Source organism: Pseudomonas sp. LBUM1679 (assembly GCF_059695565.1).
Map to the genome: position 1 here is coordinate 435,601 of NZ_CP166774.1, position 25,807 is coordinate 461,407.

A 25,807-nucleotide genomic window follows, 5' to 3' on the forward strand; every position below is an offset into this window, starting at 1 on the left:
TTTTTCATCAAGAGATCGCCCCTGACTGTGTAGTCCCTTTCCGGCGAGGTAGCTAAGCAGCGCCTTGGACTACTACACTCGGTCATTCTTTGATACACGGAGGTTTTGACATGCGGCGCGTGGTGTTCAATCAGAAAGGTGGCGTAGGCAAATCGAGCATTGCCTGCAATCTGGCGGCGGTCAGCGCCAGCGAGGGTTATCGCACCTTATTGGTGGATCTCGATGCCCAGGCCAACTCCACTCAGTACCTGACAGGGCTCACCGGCAATGACATCCCGATGGGCATTGCCGATTTCTTCAAGCAGACGCTGTCTTCCGGGCCGTTCTCGAAAAAAAGCCAGGTCGATATCTACGAAACCCCGTTCGACAACCTGCATGTCATCACCGCCACGGCCGAGTTGGCTGACTTGCAGCCCAAGCTTGAGGCCAAGCACAAGATCAACAAGCTGCGTAAATTGCTCGAGGAGTTGGACGGCGAATACGACCGCATCTATCTCGATACGCCGCCGGCACTGAATTTTTATGCGGTTTCGGCATTGATCGCCGCTGACCGCGTGCTGATCCCCTTCGATTGCGACAGTTTCTCGCGTCAGGCGTTATATGGCCTGCTGGCGGAGATCGAAGAATTGAAGGATGACCACAATGAAGGCCTGGAGGTCGAAGGCATCGTCGTCAACCAGTTCCAGGCCCGTGCCAGCCTGCCCCAGCAAATTCTCGACGAACTGATCGCTGAAGGATTGCCGGTGCTGCCGGTGTACCTGGGTAGCTCGGTGCGCATGCGTGAGTCGCATCAGGCCAACACGCCGCTGATTCATCTCGATCCGCGGCACAAGCTGACCCAGCAGTTTGTCGATCTGCACAACTTGCTGGAAAGAACCTGAAGATCAAAAGATCGCAGCCTGCGGCAGCTCCTACAGGGATGTGTGTTCACCCCGGTCAATGTAGGAGCTGCCGCAGGCTGCGATCTTTTGGGGCCGCTACGATACCCCCTGGCTGCGCAACCAGCCCATCAACTGCGGCAACGGGAAGGCCCCGCTCTGGCGCGCCACTTCCCGGCCGTTCTTGAATAGAATCAGACTCGGAATCGAGCGAATCCCCAACTGCGCCGACAACTGCTGATTCGCCTCGCTGTCCAGTTTCGCCAACCGACACTTGCCTGCCAATTGACTGGCGGCTTGCTCGAACACCGGCGCAAACGACTTGCACGGTCCGCACCAATCCGCCCACACATCCACCAGAAATGGCAGGTCACCCTTGATCTGACTGGCGTAATCGCTTTGTTTCAATTCAAACGGTTTGTCGAGCAGGACTTCGGCCTTGCAACGACCACATTTGGGATGGTCATTGAGGCGTTCCGCGGGGATACGGTTGAGGCCGTTGCAGTGAGGGCAGGGGATAAGGAGTGGGTCAGACATGGTCGTCTCTTCGAAAATTGGCAGTGAATGCGATGGATCTGGAGGCGAAAGTCTCGGTTATCAAGACAGATATATGTTCGCAGGGGCCTTGTCAGCCCTCACGACGAACAACTGATCTCCAGATGCTTGCCCCACTCCGGTGGTCGCTCGGCGTAGCGCTCCATTCCAGGCTGTTCCTCGAATGGATTGCTCAGCACCGCATGCAGGCGACGAACTTCTGAATAGTCGCCACTTTCCGCCGCATCGATGGCTTTCTGCGCCAGGTAGTTGCGCAGAATGTAGATTGGATTGACCGCGTGCATCCGTTTGCGGCGTTGCTCCTGATCAATCTCCCCGTCACGGGCAACCCGAGCGACATAGAGCTCGCCCCAGGCATCAAAGCCCTTGATGTCGACGAAGTCATCGCGCAAACGGGTGAGCGCCTGCTCAGGAGACTCATCCCCCAGGCGGCGGAAGAACAGGCTGTAATCGACGCCGCTGTTTTGCATCAGTTGCAGCAGGTGCTCCAGCAATTTCTGGTCATCTTCCTCGGCGGTGGTGAAGCCGAGACGACGGCGCATCAGGTCCAGGTAGTGGGCCTGGTACAGCGGCAGGTACAGGCCGAGGGTTTCGCGCAGGGCCTCGACGCTGATGAATGGCGTCAGGGCCTGGGCCAGGGCGCTGAGGTTCCACTGGCCGATCGGCACCTGGTTGCTGAAGGAATAACGCCCCTGGTCATCGGAGTGGTTGCAGATGAAGTGGGCGTCGAAGTCGTCGAGGAAGGCGAATGGGCCATAGTCGAAGGTGATGCCCAGGATTGACATGTTGTCGGTGTTCATCACTCCGTGGCAGAAGCCATAGGCTTGCCACTTGGCGATCAGTTCGGCATTGCGCTCGACGATTTCGCGGAACATCGCCAGGTACGGTTCGGGTTGTTCCAGGCATTGCGGGAAGTGCATGGCCAGCACGTAGTCGCCGAGTTCTTTCTGCTTCTCCGGGCGTTTGGTGTAATAGAAATACTCGAAATGCCCGAAACGCACATGGCTCGGTGCCAGGCGCAGGACCATGGCCGCGCGTTCCTGCTTCTCGCGCCAGACCGGGGTGTCGGAGCCGATCACGCACAGCGCGCGGGTGGTCGCAATGTTCAGGGCATGCAGTGCTTCGGAGGCGAGAAATTCGCGGATCGATGAGCGCAGCACCGCGCGTCCGTCGCCCATGCGCGAAAAGGGTGTCTGGCCAGCACCCTTGAGGTGCAGGTCCCAATGCTCGCCGGCCTCGTTGTACACCTCACCCAGCAACAAGCCGCGACCGTCGCCCAACTGGGGGTTGTAGGAACCGAACTGATGACCGGAATAGACCATTGCCCTCGGAACCGCGTCGGCCCAGAGCTTGTGGCCGCTGAACAGCTCGGCGAACTCCGGGGTTTCGGCCTCGGCCGGGTCGAGGTCGAGCAGGGCCATGGCGGCGGGGCTGGCCACCACCAGGCGCGGATTGTTGATGGGCTCGGGCAGCACATGGGCGGAAAACGTATCGCCCAGGCGGGCGAAGCGGTTATCGAAGGTCAGTTCGTCGAGGGCTTTCAAGGGCCTTCTCCAGCAGAATGTCCGAGCATTCTGCTAGGGATAGGCCGGTTAGTCGAGCTTGGCGGCCGGCGGCGCTTGAGGCACTTGATCTTCTACCTTGGGCACAATGGTCTTGGCTTCCGGATCGACCGGCACCATCCTGTATTCCTGACCCTGGATGTTCTTGAGGTAAACCTCCATCTGCCGGAACGAAATGTTGATGTGCTGCTTCTTGAATTCGCGGTTGATGAAGCGGTTGACCTCGTCGAGCACCGGGTTGCGGTCACCGAGGTCGCGCACATGCATGCGCAGCTCGTGGTCGAGGGTGCTTTCGCCGAAGTTCAGGAAGTACACATGGGGTTCAGGTTCTTTGAGGACCCGCGGGTTTTCCCGCGCGGCCTTGAGCAGCAATTCCTTGACCAGATCCAGGTCCGAACCGTAATCGACGCCGAGCTTGAGGGTTACTCGAGTGATGGTGTCGGTCAGGGACCAGTTGATCAATTGCCCGGTGATGAACGTCTTGTTCGGGACGATGATGTCCTTGCGGTCGAAGTCGGTGATGGTCGTCGCCCGGATCCGAATCTTGCTCACCGTGCCCGACAGGTTGCCGATGGTGATGGTGTCGCCGATTCGCACCGGGCGTTCGAACAGGATCATGATCCCGGAGATGAAGTTGGCGAAGATCTCCTGCATGCCGAAACCCAGGCCCACCGAGAGTGCTGCCACCAGCCATTGCAACTTGTCCCAGCTCACGCCGAGGGTGGACAAGGTCGAGACGAAACCGACACCGGCGATCACGTACGACAACAATGTCGTTGTTGCATAGGCACTGCCCTGAGCCAGGTTCAGCTTCGACAGCACAAACACTTCCAGCAAACCCGGCAGGTTGCGTGCAAGCGCAAAGGTGATGCCGATAATGATCAGTGCGCCGAGCATGTCGCCGATGCTGATCGGCACCATGCTCATGTTGGCGCCGGTGCCGCTGGTGTATTCGTACAGGGTGATGTTGTCCAGGTACGAGAACACCGAGATCAGGTCGGACCAGACCCAGTACAGTGCCGCCATGAACCCGCCGAGCAGCGCCAGACGGATCAGGCGCAGGGACTGCTCGTTGACCTTCTCGATGTCCAGGGTCGGCTCTTCGATCACTGCTTCGCCGTCACCTGCCTCTTTGGCGGCCTGGCGTTTGGCCAGAGCGCGCTGATAAGCCAGGCGTCGGGCTGCAACGCTGAGACCGCGGACGAAGGTGGCTTCGATCACCAGCCAGAACATCAGCAGGTAAAGGGTATTGATCAATCGGTCGCTGAGTTTCAGTGCGGTGTAGTAGTAGCCGAAGCACACCGCCACGAACAATGCGATCGGCAGGGCGGTGAACAGGATGGCCACGGCCTTGCGGAACAGCGAGGCGTTTTCGTGGGTCGGGCTGCTGATCAGCAGGCGGCTGAGCAACCAGGTCATCAGGGCGTAGCAAGTCAGTACCACCGGCATGCCAAGCACGTCGTCAGCCAGCGCCGCCGGTTGCAGTTCGGCGACGGCCACCACCGCGACCAGGGCCATCACCACCAGCCCGAGTCGGCGAATCCAGCCCTGGAGGAATTCGACCTGGGGCTTTTCCCAGCGGAAATGCAATTCGGCCACGCCGCCGGGTGCGAGGATCCGGTAGGCGGTGTAGAACACCAGCCAGGCCTGGGCCATCTGCAGCAGCGCCGCGCCCATGTTGGCGTTCTGCCCGCGCGCGTCGATCTGCAAGGCCAGGCCGCACAAGGCCAGGCCCAGGGCGACCGGCATCGCCAGCAGAATATTGATCAGGATCGCTTGAGGGGTGTGCCACTGGCTGTCGCGCTTGAAGTGGCCGATGTCCTGGTGAACCTTGTTCAGACGGGCGTACAGGCTCGTACGCCGCCACAGCAACGCTCCGATCAGCAGCGCCAGCGGCAGGAACAGCAGCGGCCGCTGGGTCAGGCCGTCGGTCAGTTCGCTCAGGCTCGAGGCCCACGGCAGGGTGGTGACCTGGCGCTGCAGGCGTTCCGGCACGCCGTGCATCCACTCAAAGTCCAACGGCTTGTTGCTGGGAATCCAGAACATCTGCTCGTCCAGCGTAGCCCTGAGACTTTGCGCGGTGCTGAGCAGTTGCTTCTGATTGAGCTGCAGGGTGATGGATTCGTTGAGCACCGCGCTCAGTTCGCGGTTCAGCCGCTCCAGCAGGTCGGCGCGAGTGAGGGCCAGTTCCATCAGGCTCTTGCGCAGCTGCGGCGTCACTTGCTCGGGCGGCTGGGCCGCCAGCAGGTTATCGACGTACGTTGCCGGGTTGCTCAGCAGTTCCCGCTGCTGGCTGACTTCGAACTGATACAGGCGAATGTCGGCGATCTGGTCGGCCAGGTCGCGGTCGACCTTGAGGTGCGGCAGGCCCTGTTTCTGCTTATAGAGAATCTTGGAGAGCAGCAGGCTGCCCTTGAGCACGTTGATTTGCTCCTCCAGGGCCGAATCGCTCTGGGTCACGTTGTCCAGCTGCTGTTTGGTCTGCAGGTTCTGTTGGGTGACTTCGTTGAGGCGGTCGGTGCTTTTGAGCAGGTAGTCCGAGAGTTTCAGGTTGGCCGCACTTTCGGTGGCCAGCAGCACGCTGCCCCCGGATTTCTGCGCTTCGATGGACTGCTGGGTCACCGTCTCCTGGGACTGGGCCAGGCGTTTCTGGCTGATCAGGTTTTGCAGTTCCTGGATTTCGCGTTCCAGACGGTCGGATTTCTCCGAGAGCAAATCATGCTGGCTGTTGCCCAGATCCTGCAGCTGACTGTTGCCGGCCAGTTCCTGGCGACGCAGGGGAATCAGGGAATTGAGCGCCGCAAGTTCGGCATTGAGCTGGTCGCGCTGTTCGCCGCTCAGGGTCTTGCCGTTGTCTTTGCCGGCCTTGAGGATGTTGTTGATCTGCTGGATGCGTGTCTGGCTGGCAGAAATTTCCGCCTGGGCGCGCTCGGGGCGGGTTTGGGCGGTAATGACCAGGCTGTTGGCGTCGGCCAGGGCTTTTTGCAGATCGCTTTGCTGGGTCGAGCGCTCGGTCAGCAACTGCTCTAGCTGCTGAATCGACTCTTTGGCATAGCGCTGCGCCACCGGCACCACGCTGGTGGCCTTGAGGCGAGTCAGTTCACGCTGATTCTCGATGTTCTGCTTTGGCGCGGTGGCCAGTTGTTGCTTGAGCTCAACCAGCTTCTGTTCGTAATCACGCTTGTTGGTGAGCTGTGTCAGCGTGCTTTGCAGAATGCTCTGCAGGGCTTTTTGATCGGCCTCCGGCAGTTTGCGCTCGGCGATCTTGTCCAGGTTGGCCTGCACGGCTTCGCTGGACGGCGGCTCGGCCGCTTGCAACGTACCGACAGAAAGGCTCAAGCCCAGCAGGGCCATGACGAAAAAAGTGCGCAGGGTTGACATAGAGACCGATCGAAAACAAGGCGAAGAATGGAGTTTAGAGGAAGAGTCCGGGACCCGGGCGACTTCCTTCGGGGAATCTGACGCCCACTTTGCCGATCTTGTTCCCTTCCATGACCGCGACGGTCCAGATGGTGTTGTTCCACTCCACCTGGTCACCGACGACTGGCGCACCCCCCACTTTATGGGCAATGAAACTGGCCAGGGTCATGTCCGGATCGATGCCTTCGACTTTCAACCCGTACAGGGCCGCAACCGCAGCCAGCTGGGCGTCTCCTTCAAGTACGAAGTCGCCAAAAAAGCGCAGATCGAGGCCCCGTTGCGGCGCCTGACTGAAGAGTTTTCCGAGGGCCGGAAGATTGTGCTCATGACCGATGACACAGAGCAAATCATCGACTTCGAGCACTGTACTACCCGACGGATGGAGCAGTTGCTGCCCCCGAAACAGTGCCGCGATCCGCGTACCTTCGGGCATTTTCAGTTCGCGAAGGGGCGAGCCGATGCACCATTTTTCGGCACCGAGGCGATAAACGAACAGTTCCCACTCGCTGGTGACGTGGACTTCCAGGGCTGATCGGGAAATCGGCAAGGGCTCAGGCGGGACGGTCACTTTCAAAAGTTTCGCCACCCAGGGCAGGCTGGTGCCTTGCACCAGCAGCGACACCAGCACGATAAAGAAGGCGAGGTTGAAGTAAAGCTGGGCGTTCGGCAGGCCCGCCATCAGCGGGAACACCGCCAGAATGATCGGGACCGCGCCACGCAAACCTACCCAGGAGATGAACGCTTTTTCGCGGCCATGGAACGCCTTGAACGGCAACAGACCGACCACGACCGACAACGGCCGGGCAAACAGAATCATCCACAGCGCCAGGCCCAGGGCGGGCAAGGCGATCGGCAACAAGTCGTGGGGCGTCACCAAAAGGCCCAGCACCAGGAACATTCCGATCTGGGCCAGCCAGGCCATGCCGTCGAGCATATGCAGGATGCCATGGCGGCTGCGCACCGGGCGGTTGCCGATCACCAGGCCGCACAGGTACACCGCGAGGAAGCCGCTGCCGTGCAGGGCGTTGGTCAGGGCGAAGACCACCAGGCCGCCGGCAATCACCAGGATCGGGTAGAGACCGTTGGCCAGATTGATGCGATTGACCAGTTGCAGCATGACCCAGCCGCCGCCCAACCCGATCACGCCCCCGATACCGAACTCGCGCACCAGATGCCCGAGCAGGCTCCAGTGCAGCCCGGTCTCGCCGCTGGCGAGCATGTCGATCAGGGTCACGGTCAGGAACACGGCCATCGGGTCGTTGCTGCCGGACTCGATCTCGAGGCTGGCGGTCACCCGTTCGTTCAGGCCTTTGCCTCCCAGCAGGGAGAACACCGCTGCAGCATCGGTGGAGCCGACGATGGCGCCGATCAGCAGGCCCTGAATCAGGTTCAGATCGAACAGCCAGGCGGCGGCCATGCCGGTCAGCCCCGTGGTAATCAACACCCCGACCGTGGCCAGGGACAGCGCGGGCCATAACGCCACCCGGAAACTGGATACCCGAGTGCGCAAACCGCCATCGAGCAGGATCACAGCCAACGCGAGGTTGCCCACCAGATACGCCGTTGGATAGTTATCAAAGATGATGCCGCCGCCATCGACGCCGGCCGCCATGCCCACCGCCAGGATAATCACCAGAATCGGGATGCCGAGGCGCGATGAAAGTGAACTCACCAGAATGCTCGCACCTACCAGCAACGCGCCGATCAAGAACAGGCTGTTGATGGTGGACGCATTCAAAGGCAGTACTCCAGAAAGCTGAAAGGCGGGCACAAACTGACCATGCAGTCTGCGTGCCAGCGATTCTAACCTGTTGAAATGTGATGCTGTCAAAAAGCTTTTGCGGCAGGAGAGGCTCTAGGCGTTCCGGCGTTTTTATCGTACAACTGTCTCGGCGACGAAGTGCAGGAACCAGATTGGCCAATCAGAGTCTCTACAATTCGCAAGAAAGGTCGTCCGCCAGCAAAATCAAGGCCTTGCGCCCGGATAACCCTGGCATCCGTGGTGACTTTTCTTTATCGTACGCGCCCTTTGAAAATGCCTGGAAAATCAAAATGTTGGAATCATCCCTAAGCCAATTGGAACAGCTGGTCAGCGATCTGGTGCAACAGAACCAGACCCTGCTTGCCACCAACCAGTCCCTGAGCGCAGAACTGGCCCAGTCCAAGGACGAAAACGAAAGCCTGCAGTTGACCCTGATGGAACAGGAAGAGAAACAAGGCGCCACCACGGCCCGCATCCAGGCTTTGGTTGAGCGCGTCAGCGCCGGCCCTGTCAGCGCATGAATCACGGCGCCGCAGGGGTAAAAGTCGTCTCGATCCTGGGGGAGGACTATTCGATCAGGGCGCCGGCCGGGGAAGAGCAAACCCTGCTGGACGCCGCGCTGATGTTGAAGGCCGCTCTGGCCGACACTAAAAAGAAATACCCGACACTGATCGGTGACCGCTTGTTGGTACTGGCCGCAATGAATCTGTGCTCCCAGCAGATTGAAATGAAGAAACAGCACCAGCAGGAACTCGACCGTTACCAAGAGCAAGTCAGCGCCACGGTTGAAGTGATCTCCAAGACGATCAATCAGGCCTGATCGGTTTTGCGCACTGAGTTGAATCAGGCGGTGTCTGGACTGACGCCATCGCGGGCAAGCCCGCTCCCACAGGGTTGGCGTGAACCACAATCCTGTGTTCACCGCAAACCCTGTGGGAGCGGGCTTGCCCGCGAATGGATTTCAGCTGCACCGCAAGGCTCTGGCTAAAACCACTCATCCTGCATCGCCAGACACACATCATCCCGCGCCTCGAGAATCGCCAGCTCATGGTGGCAACCCGGCACTTCCCACGTCAGGAAATACCGCGCCGCTTGCAGCTTGCCTTTATAGAAGTTCACATCTGCCGCATTGCCTTTGGCCAGTCCTTCCTCGGCGCGAATCGCCTGTTCCAGCCAGCGCCAGCCAATCACCGTGTGCCCGAACACTTTCAGGTACAGCGCCGAGTTCGCCAGGCTGCTGTTGACCTTGCCCTGGCCGAGATCCGTCAGCAGGCCGATGGTCACGGTTTGCAGGCGTGCCACCAGTTGCTCCAATGGCTCACGCAGTGCAGTTAACGATGGGTATGCCTGGGCGCGTTCGGCCGTGTCGGCGATCAGGCGGATCAATTGCTTGAGCCCCGCACCACCGTTCTGCGCCAGTTTGCGCCCCAGCAAGTCCAGCGACTGAATGCCGTGAGTGCCCTCATGGATCGGATTCAGGCGGTTGTCGCGGTAATACTGCTCCACCGGATATTCACGGGTGTAACCGTGACCGCCAAGAATCTGGATCGCCAGTTCGTTGGCCTTCAGACAAAACTCCGACGGCCAGGATTTGACGATAGGGGTTAGCAAATCCAGCAGTTCGTGAGCCTGTTTGCGCTCGGTTTCAGTCTCAAGGGTCGTTGTGTCATCGAACAGCCGCGCCGCATACAACCCGAGATCGAACGAGCCTTCTACGTAAGCTTTCTGGGTCAGCAGCATGCGTTTGACGTCGGCGTGCTGAATGATCGCCACCGGTGAGGTGTTCGGGTCTTTGCTGTCCGGAACGCGACCTTGCGGACGCTCGCGGGCGTATTCCAGCGAGTACAGATAACCGGCATAACCCAGCATTACCGCGCCCATGCCGACGCCGATCCGCGCCTCGTTCATCATCTGGAACATGTAGCTCAGACCGTGGTGCGGCTTGCCCACCAGGTAGCCGACGCACTCGCCGTTGTCGCCGAAGTTCAGCGCGGTGGAGGTCGTGCCGCGCCAGCCCATCTTGTGGAACAGCCCGGCCAGCAGCACGTCGTTGCGTTTGCCCAGGCTGCCGTCATCGTTGACCAAAAACTTGGGTACGATAAACAGAGAGATTCCCTTCACGCCGGCCGGTGCATCCGGCAACTTGGCCAGGACCATGTGCACGATGTTTTCCGACAGCGGGTGATCGCCACCGGAGATGAAGATCTTGTTGCCCTTGAGTCGATAGGTGCCGTCGGACGCCGGCTCGGCACGTGTACGAATATCCGACAACGACGAGCCGGCATGGGGTTCGGTCAGGGCCATGGTGCCGAAGAAGCGGCCGTCGATCATCGGCTGCAAGAAGCGCTGCTTCTGCTCATCGGTGCCGAAACTTTCAATCAGGTTGGCTGCGCCCATGGTCAGGAATGGGTATGAGGTCGATGCCGCGTTCGCCGATTGAAAGTGCGCGAAACAGGCCTGGGACAACAGGGTAGGGAGCTGCATGCCGCCCGCATCGAAACTGCGCGCCGCATTGAGGAAGCCGGCTTCGAGAAAAGCATCCACCGCCGGTTTCACCTCCGGAATCAGAATCGCCTGACCGTCTTCGTAGCGCGGCTCGTTCTCGTCACCCTTGCGGTTATGCGGGGCAAAGAACTTTTCGGCGATGTGGCGGGCAGTGCCGATGGCGGCGTCGAACGTCTCGCGATTGTGCTCGGCGAAACGCACACGCTGGGTCAGGCCCTCGGCATCGAGGACTTCATACAGCTCGAAAGCCAGATTGCGGGAACTGAGCAACGTCTCGGACATGGCGGCCTACCTTTTTTTGGAATGGGCCGAGTCTAGGCGTGGGGAGGGCGGGGTGAACAGGATGATTGATGAGCGTGATGGTGGAGCAGGGCGACGACTTAGCAGACGCCACAAAACAACTGTGGGAGCGAGCTTGCTCGCGATGGCGGTGTGTCAGTCACATCTATGTTGGATGTGCTGCCGTCATCGCGAGCAAGCTCGCTCCCACAGGGGGTTTTGCGAACCGGGCTGCCATTGCGGGCGCCCGGTCTTGTTACGGTTTAGCCGATCGTCATCAAGCTCGCATTACCACCTGCCGCAGCCGTGTTAACGCTCAACGCCCGCTCAATCACCAGCCGCTCCAACGCAATGTTGGTCTCGCCTTGCGACAAACCATGAACCCCAACGATCGCACCGGCACGCTTGGCCACTTGCTGGCACACCGCACGCAACTGATCGGAATGGCCATGATGCAGAACCGCATCAAACACCACTTCGTCCTTGTTCCAGTCAGCCACCAGCTTGATCCGTGCCTGAATTTCCTTGGGCAGGCGTGCAAACAAGGCCTTGGTCAAGTCAGCTTCCGGCCATACCGCCGAACCGCCCACCGCCAACACCGCTGCCAGTTGGGTCAGCAGATCGCCTTCGACTTCCGCCAGGCACAGCACGTGTTCGCGTGGCAGGATCGCATAGCTGTTGCGCTCGCCGGTCGGGCCCGCCAGAACACGGGTGATCCCGCTTTGCGATTGCGCCGCGAACTGCACGCACAGGGTGCTCAGGTCAGCGAACTTGTTACTGTCGGCCCAAGCCTTCAGGGCCGACAGCGGTTTGCTCATGGCATCGCGCAGACGAACATCCGGCGCAGTGATGGCGTCGCCACGAGCGAAGGATTGTTCGATTGCATCGGTAGGACGCGTCGACAGCAGACGGTACAGGTACAGCGGACCACCGGCTTTCGGGCCAGTCCCCGACAAACCTTCGCCGCCGAACGGTTGCACGCCCACCACGGCACCCACAATGTTGCGGTTCACATAGACGTTACCGGCGTTGACGTTGTCGATCACCTTGGCGATGGTCTCGTCGATACGGGTGTGCACGCCCAGCGTCAGGCCATAGCCGGAAGCATTGATTTGAGCGATCAGCTGGTCGATGTCTTTGCGCTTGTAGCGAACCACGTGCAGCACCGGACCGAAGATCTCCCGTTGCAGCTCGTCGAAGCTTTCCAGTTCGATCAAGGTTGGCATCACGAAGGTGCCGCGTTTGACTTCTTCGGTATTGGCGATGGCCACCTGGTACACGCTGCGACCTTTGTCGCGCATGGCCTGGATGTGCTTGTCGATGCCTGCCTTGGCTTCGGCATCGATCACCGGGCCGATGTCCACGGACAAGCGCTCCGGGTTGCCGAGACGGCATTCAGCCATGGCGCCCTTGAGCATTTCGATCACACGGTCAGCGGAATCTTCCTGCAGGCACAGTACGCGCAGCGCCGAGCAACGTTGACCGGCGCTGTCGAAGGCCGACGACACCACGTCGATCACAACCTGTTCGGTCAGTGCTGAGGAGTCGACGATCATCGCGTTCTGGCCACCGGTTTCGGCGATCAGCGGAATCGGGCGGCCCTGAGCATCCAGACGACCGGCGACGTTGCGTTGCAGCAAGCGAGCGACTTCGGTCGAACCGGTAAACATCACGCCTTTAACGCGATCGTCACCGACCAGGCGAGCGCCAACGGTTTCGCCACGGCCCGGCAGCAGTTGCAGCACGCCTTGCGGAATCCCGGCTTCGAGCAGCAAACGCACGGCTTGGGCCGCCACCAGCGGGGTTTGTTCCGCAGGCTTGGCCAGCACCGGGTTACCGGCAGCCAATGCCGCAGCCACCTGGCCGCTGAAAATCGCCAGCGGGAAGTTCCACGGGCTGATGCAGACCACCGGACCCAACGGGCGGTGGGCGTCGTTGCTGAAATCGTTGCGTGCCTGCACCGCGTAATAACGCAGGAAGTCCACGGCTTCGCGCACTTCGGCGATGGCGTTGGCGAAGGTCTTGCCGGCTTCGCGCGCCAGCAGGCCCATCAGCGGCTGAATCTCGCCTTCCATCAAATCGGCGGCACGTTCCAGGATCGCAGCGCGTTCTGCGGGCGGGGTGGCCTGCCAGATTGGCGCAGCATTCAGGGCGCACTGGATCGCGTTGTCGACGTCGTCGACGGTGGCTTCCTGCACATGGCCGACTACGTCACGCAGATCGGACGGGTTCAGCACCGGCGCAGGGGTTTCAATGCTGGAGACGCAACCGAGCATCGGCGCGGCTTTCCAGTTGTTATGAGCGGTGGCCAGCAGGGCGCAGGACAGCGAAGCCAAACGATGTTCGTTGGCCATGTCGATGCCGCTGGAGTTGGCGCGCTCGGCACCATAAAGATCACGCGGCAGCGGGATACGCGGGTGCGGCAGGCCGAAGCCGCCTTCCAGCGTCGCCATCTGCTCGATGCTGGCCACTGGATCGGCCACCAGCTCCTGAATCGAGATGGACTGGTCGGCGATACGGTTCACGAACGAGGTGTTTGCGCCGTTTTCCAGCAGGCGACGGACCAGGTACGCCAACAGTGTTTCGTGGGTGCCGACTGGAGCGTACACGCGGCAAGGACGGTTCAGCTTGCCTTCGGAAACCTTGCCTACAACCTGTTCGTACAGCGGTTCACCCATGCCGTGCAGGCACTGGAACTCGTACTGACCGGGGTAATAGTTCTGACCGGCAATGTGGTAAATGGCCGACAGGGTGTGGGCGTTGTGCGTAGCGAACTGCGGGTAGATGACTTCCGGTACCGACAGCAATTTGCGTGCACAGGCGATGTAGGACACGTCGGTGTACACCTTGCGGGTGTAGACCGGATAGCCTTCCAGGCCTTCGACCTGGGCGCGCTTGATTTCGCTGTCCCAGTACGCGCCTTTCACCAGGCGGATCATCAGGCGATGACGGCTGCGGCGAGCCAGGTCTATCACGTAGTCGATCACGTACGGGCAACGTTTCTGGTACGCCTGGATCACGAAACCGATGCCGTTCCAGCCGGTCAGTTGCGGCTCGAAGCACAGGCGCTCCAGCAGATCCAGGGAGAGTTCGAGGCGGTCGGCTTCTTCGGCGTCGATGTTCAGGCCGATGTCGTACTGCTTGGCCAACAGCGTCAGCGACAGCAGGCGCGGATACAGCTCCTCCATCACGCGCTCGTACTGCGCACGGCTGTAACGCGGGTGCAGTGCCGACAGCTTGATGGAAATGCCCGGGCCTTCATAAATCCCACGACCGTGGGACGCTTTGCCGATCGAATGGATGGCTTGTTCGTACGAGGCCAGGTATTTCTGGGCGTCGTGCTCGGTGAGTGCGGCTTCACCCAGCATGTCGTAGGAATAGCGGAAGCCTTTGGCTTCGAACTTGCTGGCGTTGGCCAGGGCTTCGGCGATGGTTTCGCCGGTCACGAACTGCTCGCCCATCAGGCGCATGGCCATGTCGACGCCCTTGCGGATCATCGGCTCGCCGCTCTTGCCGATGATGCGGCTCAAGGACGAAGTCAGGCCGGCTTCATTGTGGGTGGCGACCAGTTTGCCGGTCAGCAGCAAGCCCCAGGTGGCGGCGTTGACGAACAGCGACGGGCTATTGCCCAGGTGCGGGTGCCAGTTGCCGGTGCTGATCTTGTCGCGAATCAGTGCGTCGCGGGTGCCTTTGTCCGGGATACGCAGCAGCGCTTCGGCCAGGCACATCAGTGCCACGCCTTCCTGGGACGACAGGGAAAACTCCTGCAACAAGCCCTGAACGATACCGGCACGGCCGCCAGCGCTCTTCTGATTGCGCAGTTTTTCGGCAATCGAGGCGGCGAGTTTGTGGGTGGCTTCGGCCATCGCAGCCGGCAGGCGAGCCTGTTCGATCAGCATCGGCACCACTTCCGGTTCCGGGCGACGGTAGGCGGCGGTGATCGAAGCGCGCAGCACCGATTGCGGCAGGATGCTTTCGGCGAACTCCAGGAAGCACTGGTGCGCGTGATCGACGTGGATCTCGCCCGCTTCGTCGACTTCCTTGCCGTTCAATCCGCTCAGCTCGGACAGGGTTGCACCACCCTCGAGTTTTTCCAGGTAATTGAAAATTGCCTGCTTGATCAGCCAGTGCGGCGTGCGATCAATCGAGGTCGCGGCGGCCTTGAGGCGCTCGCGGGTCGGGTCGTCAAGTTTGACCCCAAGGGTAGTGGTCGCCATATTTTTATCCTCATGTTTGCCACGACCGCGTGGCATCAGCTGGCGCAAGATTAGCTGCGCAACTGGCGAGGTGCAACCGGGTGCAACCCTTTTTTTCTCGGAAGGGCATGCAGCTCGTCAGGAAATAAATGCCGGTACGTTCGTATGGTTACTGTTGGACGCTTTTACATCTGGTAATGAGCATTGACTGCCCTAAAAGGGCGCAAAAATAGGGCATTTGTCGATAAATCCGACTGGGTGCAACTTATTCGGGAAAAACTGGTTGCACCTTATTTGCTTTGTTGAATAGCATTCGCGCCCAAGGTGCAACCGGGCATAAAAGTCAGGTGTGCCGGCTGATGGCTTTCCTGGGGAAACATCAGTCATAAATGCGCGGGATCCAGAATCGTCTGTCGAACGTCGTCGTTTGCGTGCGGTTCACCAGCCGCCGCTACATAAAAACAAAGCCAGGGCGTAACTTAATGAGCGTTAGCAATCCAACCCTGATCACGTTCGTGATCTACATTGCAGCAATGGTGCTGATCGGCTTCATGGCCTATCGCTCCACCAACAACCTTTCTGACTACATTCTGGGCGGTCGTAGCCTGGGCAGTGTCGTGACGGCATTGTCCGCCGGCGCCTCCGACATGAGCGGCTGGTTGTTGATGGGCCTGCCGGGCGCCATTTACATGTCCGGCCTTTCCGAAAGCTGGATCGCCATCGGGCTGATCGTCGGTGCTTACCTGAACTGGCTGTTCGTTGCCGGTCGTCTGCGAGTGCAGACCGAGCACAACGGCGACGCACTGACCCTGCCGGATTACTTCTCCAGCCGTTTTGAAGACAAAAGCGGCTTGCTGCGGATCATCTCCGCGGTCGTGATCCTGGTGTTCTTCACCATCTACTGCGCCTCCGGCATCGTGGCCGGTGCCCGTCTGTTCGAAAGCACCTTCGGCATGTCCTACGAGACGGCGTTGTGGGCCGGTGCTGCGGCGACGATCGCCTACACCTTTGTCGGTGGTTTCCTGGCTGTCAGCTGGACTGACACCGTACAAGCCACGCTGATGATCTTCGCCCTGTTGCTGACGCCGATCATCGTGCTGCTGGCCACCGGTGGCATCGACACCACGTTCCTGGCCATCGAAGCGCAAGACCCAAGCAACTTCGACATGCTGAAAAACACCACCTTCATCGGCATCATCTCGCTGATGGGCTGGGGCCTGGGCTACTTCGGCCAGCCGCACATCCTGGCGCGCTTCATGGCGGCGGATTCGGTGAAGTCGATTGCCAAAGCTCGCCGCATCTCCATGACCTGGATGATCCTGTGCCTGGGCGGCACCGTGGCGGTAGGCTTTTTTGGTATTGCTTACTTCTCGGCGAACCCTGACCTGGCCGGTCCTGTGACCGAAAACCACGAACGTGTGTTCATCGAACTGGCGAAAATCCTGTTCAACCCATGGATTGCCGGTATCTTGCTGTCGGCCATTCTGGCGGCAGTAATGAGCACCCTGAGCTGTCAATTGCTGGTGTGCTCGAGCGCCCTGACCGAAGACTTCTACAAGACCTTCCTGCGTAAAAGCGCTTCCCAGGTTGAACTGGTCTGGGTCGGTCGCGCCATGGTGCTGCTGGTTGCCCTGATCGCCATCGCGATGGCGGCAAATCCGGAAAACCGCGTACTGGGTCTGGTCAGCTACGCCTGGGCTGGTTTCGGTGCGGCGTTCGGCCCTGTCGTCCTGATCTCTGTGATCTGGAAAGACATGACCCGCAACGGCGCACTGGCCGGTATCCTGGTCGGCGCGATCACCGTGATCGTGTGGAAACACTTCGAGCTGCTGGGTCTGTACGAAATCATCCCGGGCTTCATCTTCGCCAGCCTGGCGATCTACATCGTCAGCAAACTGGGCGCGCCGACTGCCGGCATGCTGCAGCGCTTTGCTGCGGCCGAGGCAGATTTCCGCCTGAACAAGTGATCGGAATGAGCTGAGGCTCATACCGTTCAGAAACAAGAAAAACGGCCCGCTTCCTGTTGGAGGCGGGCCGTTTTTTATTGGCTCAGGGCAATGTCAGTAGTCATTTGTCCCGATTGTTGTAGGAGGGCGCCCTAAAAAAGCAGGACAAATCTGAATTTCCTGGTGGCTCCTCAACATCCGTTATCGCTCATGCAGAATCGCTCGTCTTCACTCTGCAGAGACACATCGGATGTTCGTTCCTGCTAATCAACTGCCTTTCACGTCAGCGGTCGACAGCCTCGACCTCACCGATGCTACCGAGCTCGACAGCCCTGGCAGCGACTATCGCTATGATGAAAATGGTCGATTGCTGTCGATCCGCTACCCGGACAACAGCCAGCATGTGTTCGTCTGGAAGGGGCCGGCCCAATTGGTTGAAGAAACGCTGCCGGACGGCGGTCAGCGGCGTTTTACCTACGATGCGTTGGGGCGGCAGGTAAGTCGGCAGGATGAGCATGGTGCCGTCACCCGGTACCAGTGGGACGCCGACGGCCGTCTGATTCAGACGACGCTTGCCAACGGCGCCAGTCGTGAGTTCAGCTATGACGCCGATGGCAGGATCAGCGCCGAACGCGATGAGCTCGGCCACGTCACGCGCTACGAATACGCCGACGATGGCCAGCTCATCAGTCGCCGGATCAATCCCGACGGTACGCAGCAGTGTTATCGCTACGACAACGCGCAGCGTTTGCTCACGGCAATCGAAAACGAATCGGGCGAACAGTATCGGCTGGAGTACACGCCCAGCGGTCTGATCCGCCAGGAAACCGGCTTCGACGGTCGTCGCACCACGTACCTCTACGACCCCAATGGCCACCTGTTGGAAAAAACCGAGTTCGGCGATGGGGGCTTGCAACTGATCACCCGCTATCAACGCAGCGCAGCAGGGCAGTTGCTGGTCAAGACCTTGCCCGACGGCAATACGGTCGAATATCGCTACGATCACCTCGGCCGACTGGTCCGCGTCGATGACGGTCAGGCTCATTCGCTTGAGCTGGAGTACGACCAGCAGGGCCGCCTGATCACCGAGCGCCAAGGCCGGGACACACTACGCTATGGCTACGACGCCTGCGGCCAGCTCAATCACCTGCGCCTGCCTGGCAACAGCCAAATCGATTACCAACACGCCAAGGGCGGTGCGCTGACAGCCATCGACCTCAACGGCGCACGGCTCACCACCCACGAATTCGTCTTTGGCCGTGAACAGCAACGCCAGCAAGGTCAGCTAAGCAGTCAATACCACTACGATGAGCAGGGTCGGTTGCAAGCCCACGCGATCAACCGGCCAGCCCGCCCCCTGTACATGCGTCATTACTGCTACACCGTTAACGGTAACCTCGCCTCGATCGCCGACAGCCGTCATGGGCAACGCAGCTTTTATTACGACGCGCGTAATCGTCTGACCCGGGTGCGCCACACCCGAGGCGACCCGGCGCAACGCTTCGTCCATGACCCTGCCGATAACCTTCTGATCCAGGATCGTCAAGGTCCGGCCACCGTCAAAGGCAACCGCTTGCTCATGCATGGCGATCGCCATTATGACTATGACACCTTCGGTAACCTCATCCGCGAACGTCGCGGCATCGGGCAAAAAATCGTCACCGAATACCGTTACGACTGCCAGCACCGGCTGATCGGCATCACACTCCCGGATGGCCGTAGCGCCAGCTACCGCTACGATGCCTTCGGTCGTCGCATCGGCAAAACCGTCGACGGCAACACCACCGAGTTCTTCTGGCAGGGTGACCACCTCGTCGCCGAATGTAGCCAGAATCATTACCGTAGCTACCTTTACGAACCCGGCAGCTTCCGCCCGCTGGCCTTGCTTGACGGCAAAGGTCCGTACCAGACCTGCGCGTTTTACTACCAGCTTGATCACCTCGGGACGCCGCAGGAACTGACGAGTTGCGCCGGTGAGATTATCTGGTCGGCCAGGTACGACGCCTTCGGCAAAATCACCCACCTGGCGTTGGCAGGGGTAGATCGGTTCGACCAGCCCTTGCGTTTCCAGGGGCAGTACTTCGATGCCGAGAGCGGCCTGCATTACAGTCGGCATCGTTACTACAACCCGGATACCGGACGCTACCTGACGCCCAACCCGGGCAACCTGGCGAGTGGTTTGAACCCGTACCGGTACGCCGAATCCGACGGGCTGGATTGATCCATTGGGGGTGGCTTGCCAGCCGTGGCCCGCAGAGAAGGGGCGGCGAAATGTCCGGGCGAGACCGCCGGACGTTTCCTTAAAGTCCCGCTCGGCTGCGAACCCCTGACGTCCAGCCCCGTACAAGGTAAACTTGCCGCCCTTCGCAGGAGCAGCCATGAATTATCGCCACGCCTTCCATGCCGGCAATCACGCCGATGTGTTCAAACACCTGACCTTGACCCGCCTCATCGCCTTGATGTCGCGCAAGGAGCAGCCGTTTGCCTATCTCGACACTCACGCCGGCATTGGTCTGTACGACCTTCAAGGCGATCAGGCCAGCCGTACCGGCGAGTACCTGGAAGGCATTGCGCGTTTGTGGGATCAGCCGGATCTGCCGATCCTGACGGCTGATTACATGCAGGTCCTGCACGAGATGAACCCGGATGGCCAGTTGCGCTATTACCCGGGGTCGCCGGAGTTGGCGCGGCGCCTGACCCGTCCGCAGGATCGGGTGTTGCTGAACGAGAAACACCCCGAAGATGGTGTGTTGCTCAAGGACAACATGAAGGGCGATCGTCGGGTAAAGGTGCATCTGGGCGAAGGCTGGCACGTGCCGCGGGCGATGTTGCCGGTGCCGGAGAAACGCGCGGTGATGTTGATTGATCCGCCGTTCGAGCAGCTCGATGAGATGCAGCGTTGCGCGGCGTCGTTGAAAGAGGCGATTGGTCGGATGCGCCAGACCGTGGCGGCGATCTGGTATCCGGTGAAGGACCAGCGCCTGTTGCGGCGCTTTTATCAGGATCTGGCGGGAACCGGCGCGCCGAAGTTGTTGCGGGTGGAGTTGCTGGTGCATCCGCTGGATACGCCGAACAGCCTGAATGGCTCGGGGTTGGCGATTGCCAATCCGCCGTGGGGGCTGGAAGAGGAATTGCGTGAGTTGCTGCCGTGGTTGTCCAAGAAGCTTGGGCAGACCCAGGGTGGGTGGCAGATGGATTGGTTGATTGCCGAGAGTTGATGGTTGATCAGATGGATTGAGGGCGTCTGATCGTACGCCTTCGCGGGCAAGCCCGCTCCCACAGGGTTTATGTCAATCACGAGAGAGGGGTCAGACATAGATCCTGTGGGAGCGGGCTTGCCCGCGATGCTTTTAGGGTCTGAAAAATCAGATCGGGCAGGTCACGCCTGTACCGCCAATCCCGCAGTAGCCTTCAGGGTTCTTGGCCAGGTACTGCTGGTGATACGCCTCGGCGAAGTAGACCGTCGGGGCTTCGTCGATTTCGGTGGTGATGGTGCCTTTGCCGGCCTTGGTCAGTTCGGCCTGGAACACCTGCGCGCTGCGCTTGGCGGCTGCCAGTTGGTCTGGGTGGGTGGCGTAGATCACCGAGCGATACTGCGTGCCGATGTCGTTGCCCTGGCGCATGCCCTGGGTCGGGTTGTGCAGTTCCCAGAACATCTTCAGTAGCTCGTCGTAGCTAACTTTTTCCGGCTCGTAGACCACGAGCACGACTTCGCTGTGCCCGGTCAGGCCCGAGCAGACTTCTTCATAGGTCGGGTTCGGCGTGAAACCACCGGCATACCCCACCACGGTGCTGACTACGCCTTCACGCTGCCAGAAGCGACGTTCCGCACCCCAAAAGCAACCCAGGCCGAAGATTGCAAAGTCGACATTGGTGGCGAACGGGCCCAGTAGCGGGGCGTCGTGGACGAAATGTTTTTCCGGCAGGGACATTGGCGTTTCGCGGCCGGGCAGAGCTTGTTCTTTAGTCGGGAGCACGTTTTTGTTTACCAGGATTTCCGAGCGCAGAACCATTATCAGTCCTCTCAATCAGGTTGGAATGTTGATACGCAGACCACCAGTGTGCCCAATGCCGTCCAGTTACGCACTACCCTTGTGGGAGCGAGCTTGCTCGCGATAGCGGAGTGTTAGTGACGTGGATACTGACTGACACACCGCTATCGCGAGCAAGCTCGCTCCCACAGGGATTGTGGTGTGTTGTCAGGCGATCGGACCGCGCGGGTAGCGTTTGAGTTTTTCGATCAGATCGCTGCCCGGAATCGGTCGGTCGAACAGGTAACCCTGGCCGACGTCGCAGCGGTGGCGGCGCAGGAAGGCCAACTGCTCGGCCGTCTCGATGCCTTCAGCCACGACCTTGAGTTTCAGGTTGTGGGCCATGGCGATCACCGCGGAGGTGATTTCCATGTCGTCCTGATTGTCCGGGATTTCGTGAATGAAGCTGCGATCGATCTTGATGATGTCGATCGGGAATTTTTTCAAGTAACTGAGCGACGAGTAACCGGTGCCGAAGTCGTCCATGGCCAGGGTCAGGCCCAGACGCTTGAGTTGGTCGAGCTGCAGGTGGGTGTCTTCGGTGGCCTCCAGCAGCAGGCCCTCCGTCAACTCAAGCTCCAGCAGGTTCGCCGGCAGCGCTTCTTCCTTGAGGATGCTGGCGATGGACGCCACCAGGTCCGGGTCAGAGAACTGTTTGGGCGACAGGTTGATCGCCACCTGAAGATTGCCCAGGCCAGCGGCCGTCAGGTCTTTGCTCATGCGGCAGGCCTGGCGGGCGATCCACTTGCCGATCGGAATGATCAGGCCGGTTTCTTCGGCGACGCTGATGAACTGATCCGGGCGGATCATGCCTTTTTCCGGATGGTTCCAGCGCAGCAAGGCTTCCATGCCCAGCAGGCGACCGCTGCGCAGGCAGAGCTTGGGTTGATAAAACACGTCCAGTTCGTTCTGGGTCAGGGCGCGGCGCAGGTTGTTTTCGACGAACAGCTTGTAGCTGGCCTCAGCGTTCAACGCTTCGGTGAACACCTGAACCTGATTTTTACCGTTGGCCTTGGCCTTGTGCAGCGCCAGCCCGGCGTTGCGCATCAGGGTCTGCGGGTCGCGCCCGTGCAGCGGCGCGCAGGCCAGGCCCACGGAACCGGTGACGCTGATCAATTGGTTGTCGACGAACATCGGCTTGTCGAGGGTCGCCAGTAGCTGGTTGGCGACTTGCTGGCCAGCCGAGATGTCGGTGTTGTCCAGCAGCACCGCGAATTCGTTACTGGCAAAGCGCGCCAGGCTGCCGCTCGGGCTCAGGCTGTTGCGCAGCCGCCGGGCCAGGCTGATCAGCAACTTGTCACCGGTTTGATGGCCAAGGCTGTCGTTGATCCGCTTGAAGTTGTCGATGTCCACCAGCAACAGGCTGATCGGCGTATCGCTGTCTCGGGCGAAGCGTTCATCGAGGTTGCGGATGAACGCCGGGCGGTTGCCGAGGTTGGTCAGGTTGTCGGTGTAGGCCAGGCGCTCGATGCGCTGCTGGGCAAGCTTGGTCTGGGTGATGTCTTCATAGATGCCGATGTAATGGGTCAGCTCGCGGTTGTCACCGTAGACTTTGGAAATCGACAACTGACCCCAGTAGGGTTCGAGGTTTTTGCGCCGGCTTTTGAATTCGCCCTGCCAGCTATTGCTCATGGTCAGCGCCGAGGGCGCGTCAAACAGCAGTTCGCTGAGATTTGCCAGCGCTGGCAGTTCCGACAGCCGCTGGCCGTGAACTTCATCGGTGGTGTACTGGGTGATCGCCGTGAAGCTCGGGTTGACGTACTCCACCACACCGTCGCAATTGACCAGCAGGAAGGCGTTGGCGCTTTGTTCCACCGCACGCTGGAACAGGTGCAAAGCGCTGGTGGCGGTGCGGCGCTTGTGGTTGTTGATGACTTGGGCGAACTGATCCGCCAGCTCGCCGGCGAAGGCGATTTCATCCGACTGCCAGGCACGGGTCGTACCGGTCTGTTCAAGGCAGAGCACGCCGACCACCTGGCCATCGACACGGATACTGGCGTCGAGCATGGCATTCACATCGCGCGGGCGCAGGCTTTCGGCCATTACCCGAGTGCGCGGGTCATGCATCGCGTTGTGGGCGTCGATGGCGCGGCTGCTATGCAGGGCTTCCATGTAATCGGGGAAGTCACTGACGTCGATCGACTCCGGCAGTTGATATTGCTGGGTGGCACGGTGATAGGCCGAGATGGGCGATAGCCGCGAACCTTCGAGGTTCCACAGGCTGGCGCTGTCAATTTCGTAGATGTCGCAGGCGCTGCGGGTGATCAGTTCGGCAGCTTCATGCAGGGAGTTGTTGGCGCTGTAGCGTTGACGGGTCAGCAGCAGAATCAGGTCTTGCTGGGCGCGCACCCGGTCCAGGTGCAGGAGCTGTTCCTGCTGGGCGCGTTGATTGAGTTCCAGGGCGAATTGCAGGCGCGAGTTCTGGGTTTCCAGGTCCAGCGTCGGCAGCAGTTGTGCGCCCTCGAATAATCCGTCCACGACCATCAGGTAGCCGCGCAGCAGGTGTCGATTGTGTTGTCGGTAGGCTTCGCCCAGCTCAAGCAGGCTCAGGGCGCCTTTGGCGGTGTGCAGGGTGTAGCGGATCAGGTAATTCGGGCTGCCGCTGAGTTGCTGCTGAATCGTGTCGTGCAGTTGATAGCGCGCTTCGGGCTCCATCAGGCTGGCGTAGGGTGAGTCGACCAGGGCACAAAGCTCCATGGCCGGCAGACCGAACTGTCGTTCGCAATTGGGATCGAGATACAGCAGCGCCCAGCTCGGTTCGTTCAGCCGTTCGAAACGCAGCATGCCGAGCCGCGATGGCACAGGCAACTGCGTCACTACCTCGGCCACCATACGGCTGGTGGCATCGGGTTGGCTTTTCATAGGGAGGGAAACTCGCTTCGAATATGCTGATCGCGCCGGGCTCTCGCCCTCTTTACTGTTGCCTGCGGCAAGGTTGCATCATTGCGACACCGACTGACAAGAGACGTGAAGGCCAAGTGCTATAAGGCTATGTCGGCAGGAGAGAGGATTTCTCCAGCCGAAGGTGGAAAGTCATGCGTCAAGCCGAAAAAACATCGCAGCCAGGGAAACCCGATCGGCGAGCTGCCGCAGGCTGCGATATTTTCTGGCTTAACGCAATCTGATATGTGTCGATTGCAGCAGATTGCCGTCCCGGTCGTGATAACTGACGCGGATCTGTTCTGTGTCGACGATCAGGTGGGCGAAGTTGTCCTGGCTGATGACCTCGCTGGTCAGTTCGTGGCGATAGTCTCCCGTGGCTGTTCGAGCCAGTGGTTGATCAAGGATGAAGGTGGACGCTTTGGCATAGGGCAGCATTTTGCTGTTGCACAGCGGCGAAGACACGATGGTGTGAACCTCGAAGCCCGGGTCTTCGCTGTGGGTCAGTCGACTGGTCAGGGAGCCGTGGACATCGCCGGAAATGAAGAAGACGTTCCGGATGCCGTGTTTGCGAATAGTCTCCAGCAACCGTAGCCGTTGCTCGGGAAAGGCTTGCCAGGCGTCATCGCCCTGGCGTTTGCGGTCGGGGTAGAACATCACGCTGGTCACTATGAATTTGACCCGGGCCGGGCTGTGAATCAACCAGTCGCGTAAAGCCTGTTCCTGGGCGTCGTCGAGGATGCGCCGGTCATTGTTCGAGAGATTGCGTCGGGTTCGAGTGTCGGTGACAAACCATTCGATATCACCTTCGGTAAACTGATACCAATACCTGTCCAGTTGTTTGTTTATCTGTCCGTTGCTGCACAACTCATGTGCCGGGCTATGGCTGGCCTGATATAACTCATACGCGCCTATTGCGTTGGTATATAAAATATCATCGGTCTTGCGTCTGTTGGCGGGCCAGTTGTCTTCGATCTCATGATCATCAAGGATCATATAAACAGGAAGGTTGGACATCAAGTTGGCAATGTTGGGTTGCGAAAAAGCCGTGCGGTACTTGCTCAGAATCTCCTTGAGTTCGCGGTCAGGGGCAATGAAGTTCAAGTCATCGACATAGATCTGGTCGCCTGTCATCAGCATGGCGCTGACAGGCGGGTCGGCCTGCTCCATCAGGCGTGAAATGGCAGCGAAGATCCTGTCGCCCTGATGAGGCGCGGCCGCAACGCCCGCGGTCAGGCGCAAATAACGGCAAGACCCTGTGATGTAAGCCCTCGGCAGTGTGGCCTGGCTGGAACGGGTGCGAAAGCGATGGATCTGGGGCGGCCATTGCAGTGCCAGCTCCTGGGCTGGGTGCGTGGTAGGCTCCGGACTTATCGCGCTGAACCAGGCGGCCTGATATTCGTAATGGGTTTCGGCTGCAAGGTCGTTGAGTACGATGACTTCAGACATGTCGCGCCTGCTCTCGAGTTTTGCAAAAAAACCGGTGGACCAGTGTGCTTCACCCCTGCGTCTGAAACGAACACCGGCAAATACCGAAACATCTTTCTGATATTCGCCACGCAAGAAGATGCGCACATGGTTAGTTGTAGTATGGCCAATAATAGGGCCGACTGTTGGCGTTGGCATGATCGAATCCATTCGGCATTTAATTAATCAGGGATGTTCAGTTTCAATCGGTGTATTGAAAAACACCGCCTAACTGATGCTAGTTATTTGACCCTGAAAAATATCGAGCTGAAATGGATTCGAGTTGTGGGCGATGTCATCTACAAATGTAGGAAAGAGGTTTCACC

General features: G+C 59.7%; 14 protein-coding genes and 1 pseudogene. 6 read left to right on the forward strand and 9 right to left on the reverse strand.

Features of this window, described 5'->3' with window-relative positions; translation table 11 throughout:
• Nucleotides 1-110 precede the first annotated feature (110 nt).
• On the forward strand, nucleotides 111-881 hold the full coding sequence (locus ACA062_RS02045; RefSeq protein ID WP_497455006.1) for a ParA family protein: 771 nt from the start codon (nucleotides 111-113) through the stop codon (nucleotides 879-881).
• Between the two features lie 96 nt (nucleotides 882-977).
• On the opposite strand, the gene trxC is transcribed toward ACA062_RS02045, so the two are convergent.
• The 4 genes from trxC to ACA062_RS02065 all read right to left on the reverse strand — a co-directional run bounded on the left by trxC (nucleotide 978) and on the right by ACA062_RS02065 (nucleotide 8,153).
• Entirely contained in the window at nucleotides 978-1,415 is a 438-nt protein-coding gene (gene trxC, locus ACA062_RS02050) for a thioredoxin TrxC (protein ID WP_497455007.1), read from the reverse strand.
• A 98-nt stretch (nucleotides 1,416-1,513) separates the two neighbouring features.
• Nucleotides 1,514-2,977, reverse strand: coding sequence for a protein adenylyltransferase SelO (gene selO, locus ACA062_RS02055; protein ID WP_497455008.1), 1,464 nt, complete (start codon nucleotides 2,975-2,977; stop codon nucleotides 1,514-1,516).
• 48 nt (nucleotides 2,978-3,025) lie between these two features.
• A complete protein-coding gene (gene mscK, locus ACA062_RS02060) occupies nucleotides 3,026-6,376 on the reverse strand; it encodes a mechanosensitive channel MscK (RefSeq protein ID WP_497455009.1) in 3,351 nt (1,116 codons plus the stop codon).
• Nucleotides 6,377-6,410: 34 nt separating this feature from the next.
• Nucleotides 6,411-8,153: a potassium/proton antiporter gene (locus ACA062_RS02065; RefSeq protein WP_497455010.1), complete on the reverse strand. Its 1,743-nt coding sequence runs from the start codon at nucleotides 8,151-8,153 to the stop codon at nucleotides 6,411-6,413.
• A gap of 314 nt (nucleotides 8,154-8,467) precedes the next feature.
• Between ACA062_RS02065 and ACA062_RS02070 the strand changes: the two genes are divergently transcribed.
• Entirely contained in the window at nucleotides 8,468-8,698 is a 231-nt protein-coding gene (locus tag ACA062_RS02070; protein ID WP_497455011.1) for a hypothetical protein, read from the forward strand.
• Nucleotides 8,695-8,997: a cell division protein ZapA gene (locus ACA062_RS02075; RefSeq protein WP_128872897.1), complete on the forward strand. Its 303-nt coding sequence runs from the start codon at nucleotides 8,695-8,697 to the stop codon at nucleotides 8,995-8,997. Before ACA062_RS02070 ends, ACA062_RS02075 begins: the two co-directional genes overlap by 4 nt.
• 164 nt (nucleotides 8,998-9,161) lie before the next feature.
• Here the strand turns inward: ACA062_RS02075 and ACA062_RS02080 are convergent, their stop codons facing one another.
• Together ACA062_RS02080 and putA are read right to left on the reverse strand one after the other, a co-directional pair.
• A complete protein-coding gene (locus ACA062_RS02080) occupies nucleotides 9,162-10,964 on the reverse strand; it encodes an acyl-CoA dehydrogenase (protein WP_497455012.1) in 1,803 nt (600 codons plus the stop codon).
• Between the two features lie 260 nt (nucleotides 10,965-11,224).
• A complete protein-coding gene (gene putA / locus ACA062_RS02085; RefSeq protein ID WP_497455013.1) occupies nucleotides 11,225-15,178 on the reverse strand; it encodes a trifunctional transcriptional regulator/proline dehydrogenase/L-glutamate gamma-semialdehyde dehydrogenase in 3,954 nt (1,317 codons plus the stop codon).
• A 461-nt stretch (nucleotides 15,179-15,639) separates the two neighbouring features.
• Here putA and putP point away from each other — a divergent pair, with 461 nt between their 5' ends.
• The 3 genes and pseudogenes from putP (at nucleotide 15,640) to ACA062_RS02100 (ending at nucleotide 20,321) form a co-directional block, all read left to right on the forward strand.
• Nucleotides 15,640-17,124 (forward strand): sodium/proline symporter PutP, encoded by a 1,485-nt coding sequence (gene putP, locus ACA062_RS02090; RefSeq protein ID WP_497455014.1) that lies wholly within the window; start codon nucleotides 15,640-15,642, stop codon nucleotides 17,122-17,124.
• A 280-nt stretch (nucleotides 17,125-17,404) separates the two neighbouring features.
• A pseudogene (locus tag ACA062_RS02095) lies at nucleotides 17,405-19,349 on the forward strand (RHS repeat-associated core domain-containing protein); the annotation flags it as partial.
• Nucleotides 19,350-19,481: 132 nt separating this feature from the next.
• Nucleotides 19,482-20,321, forward strand: coding sequence for a 23S rRNA (adenine(2030)-N(6))-methyltransferase RlmJ (locus ACA062_RS02100; RefSeq protein ID WP_150796978.1), 840 nt, complete (start codon nucleotides 19,482-19,484; stop codon nucleotides 20,319-20,321).
• A 147-nt stretch (nucleotides 20,322-20,468) separates the two neighbouring features.
• Here ACA062_RS02100 and msrA read toward each other — a convergent pair whose 3' ends face one another.
• The 3 genes from msrA to ACA062_RS02115 form a co-directional block, all read right to left on the reverse strand.
• Nucleotides 20,469-21,116 (reverse strand): peptide-methionine (S)-S-oxide reductase MsrA, encoded by a 648-nt coding sequence (msrA, locus tag ACA062_RS02105; RefSeq protein ID WP_497455015.1) that lies wholly within the window; start codon nucleotides 21,114-21,116, stop codon nucleotides 20,469-20,471.
• A 186-nt stretch (nucleotides 21,117-21,302) separates the two neighbouring features.
• Nucleotides 21,303-23,996, reverse strand: coding sequence for a sensor domain-containing phosphodiesterase (locus ACA062_RS02110; RefSeq protein ID WP_497455016.1), 2,694 nt, complete (start codon nucleotides 23,994-23,996; stop codon nucleotides 21,303-21,305).
• 249 nt (nucleotides 23,997-24,245) lie between these two features.
• On the reverse strand, nucleotides 24,246-25,640 hold the full coding sequence (locus tag ACA062_RS02115; RefSeq protein ID WP_497457351.1) for an alkaline phosphatase D family protein: 1,395 nt from the start codon (nucleotides 25,638-25,640) through the stop codon (nucleotides 24,246-24,248).
• Nucleotides 25,641-25,807: the final 167 nt, after the last annotated feature.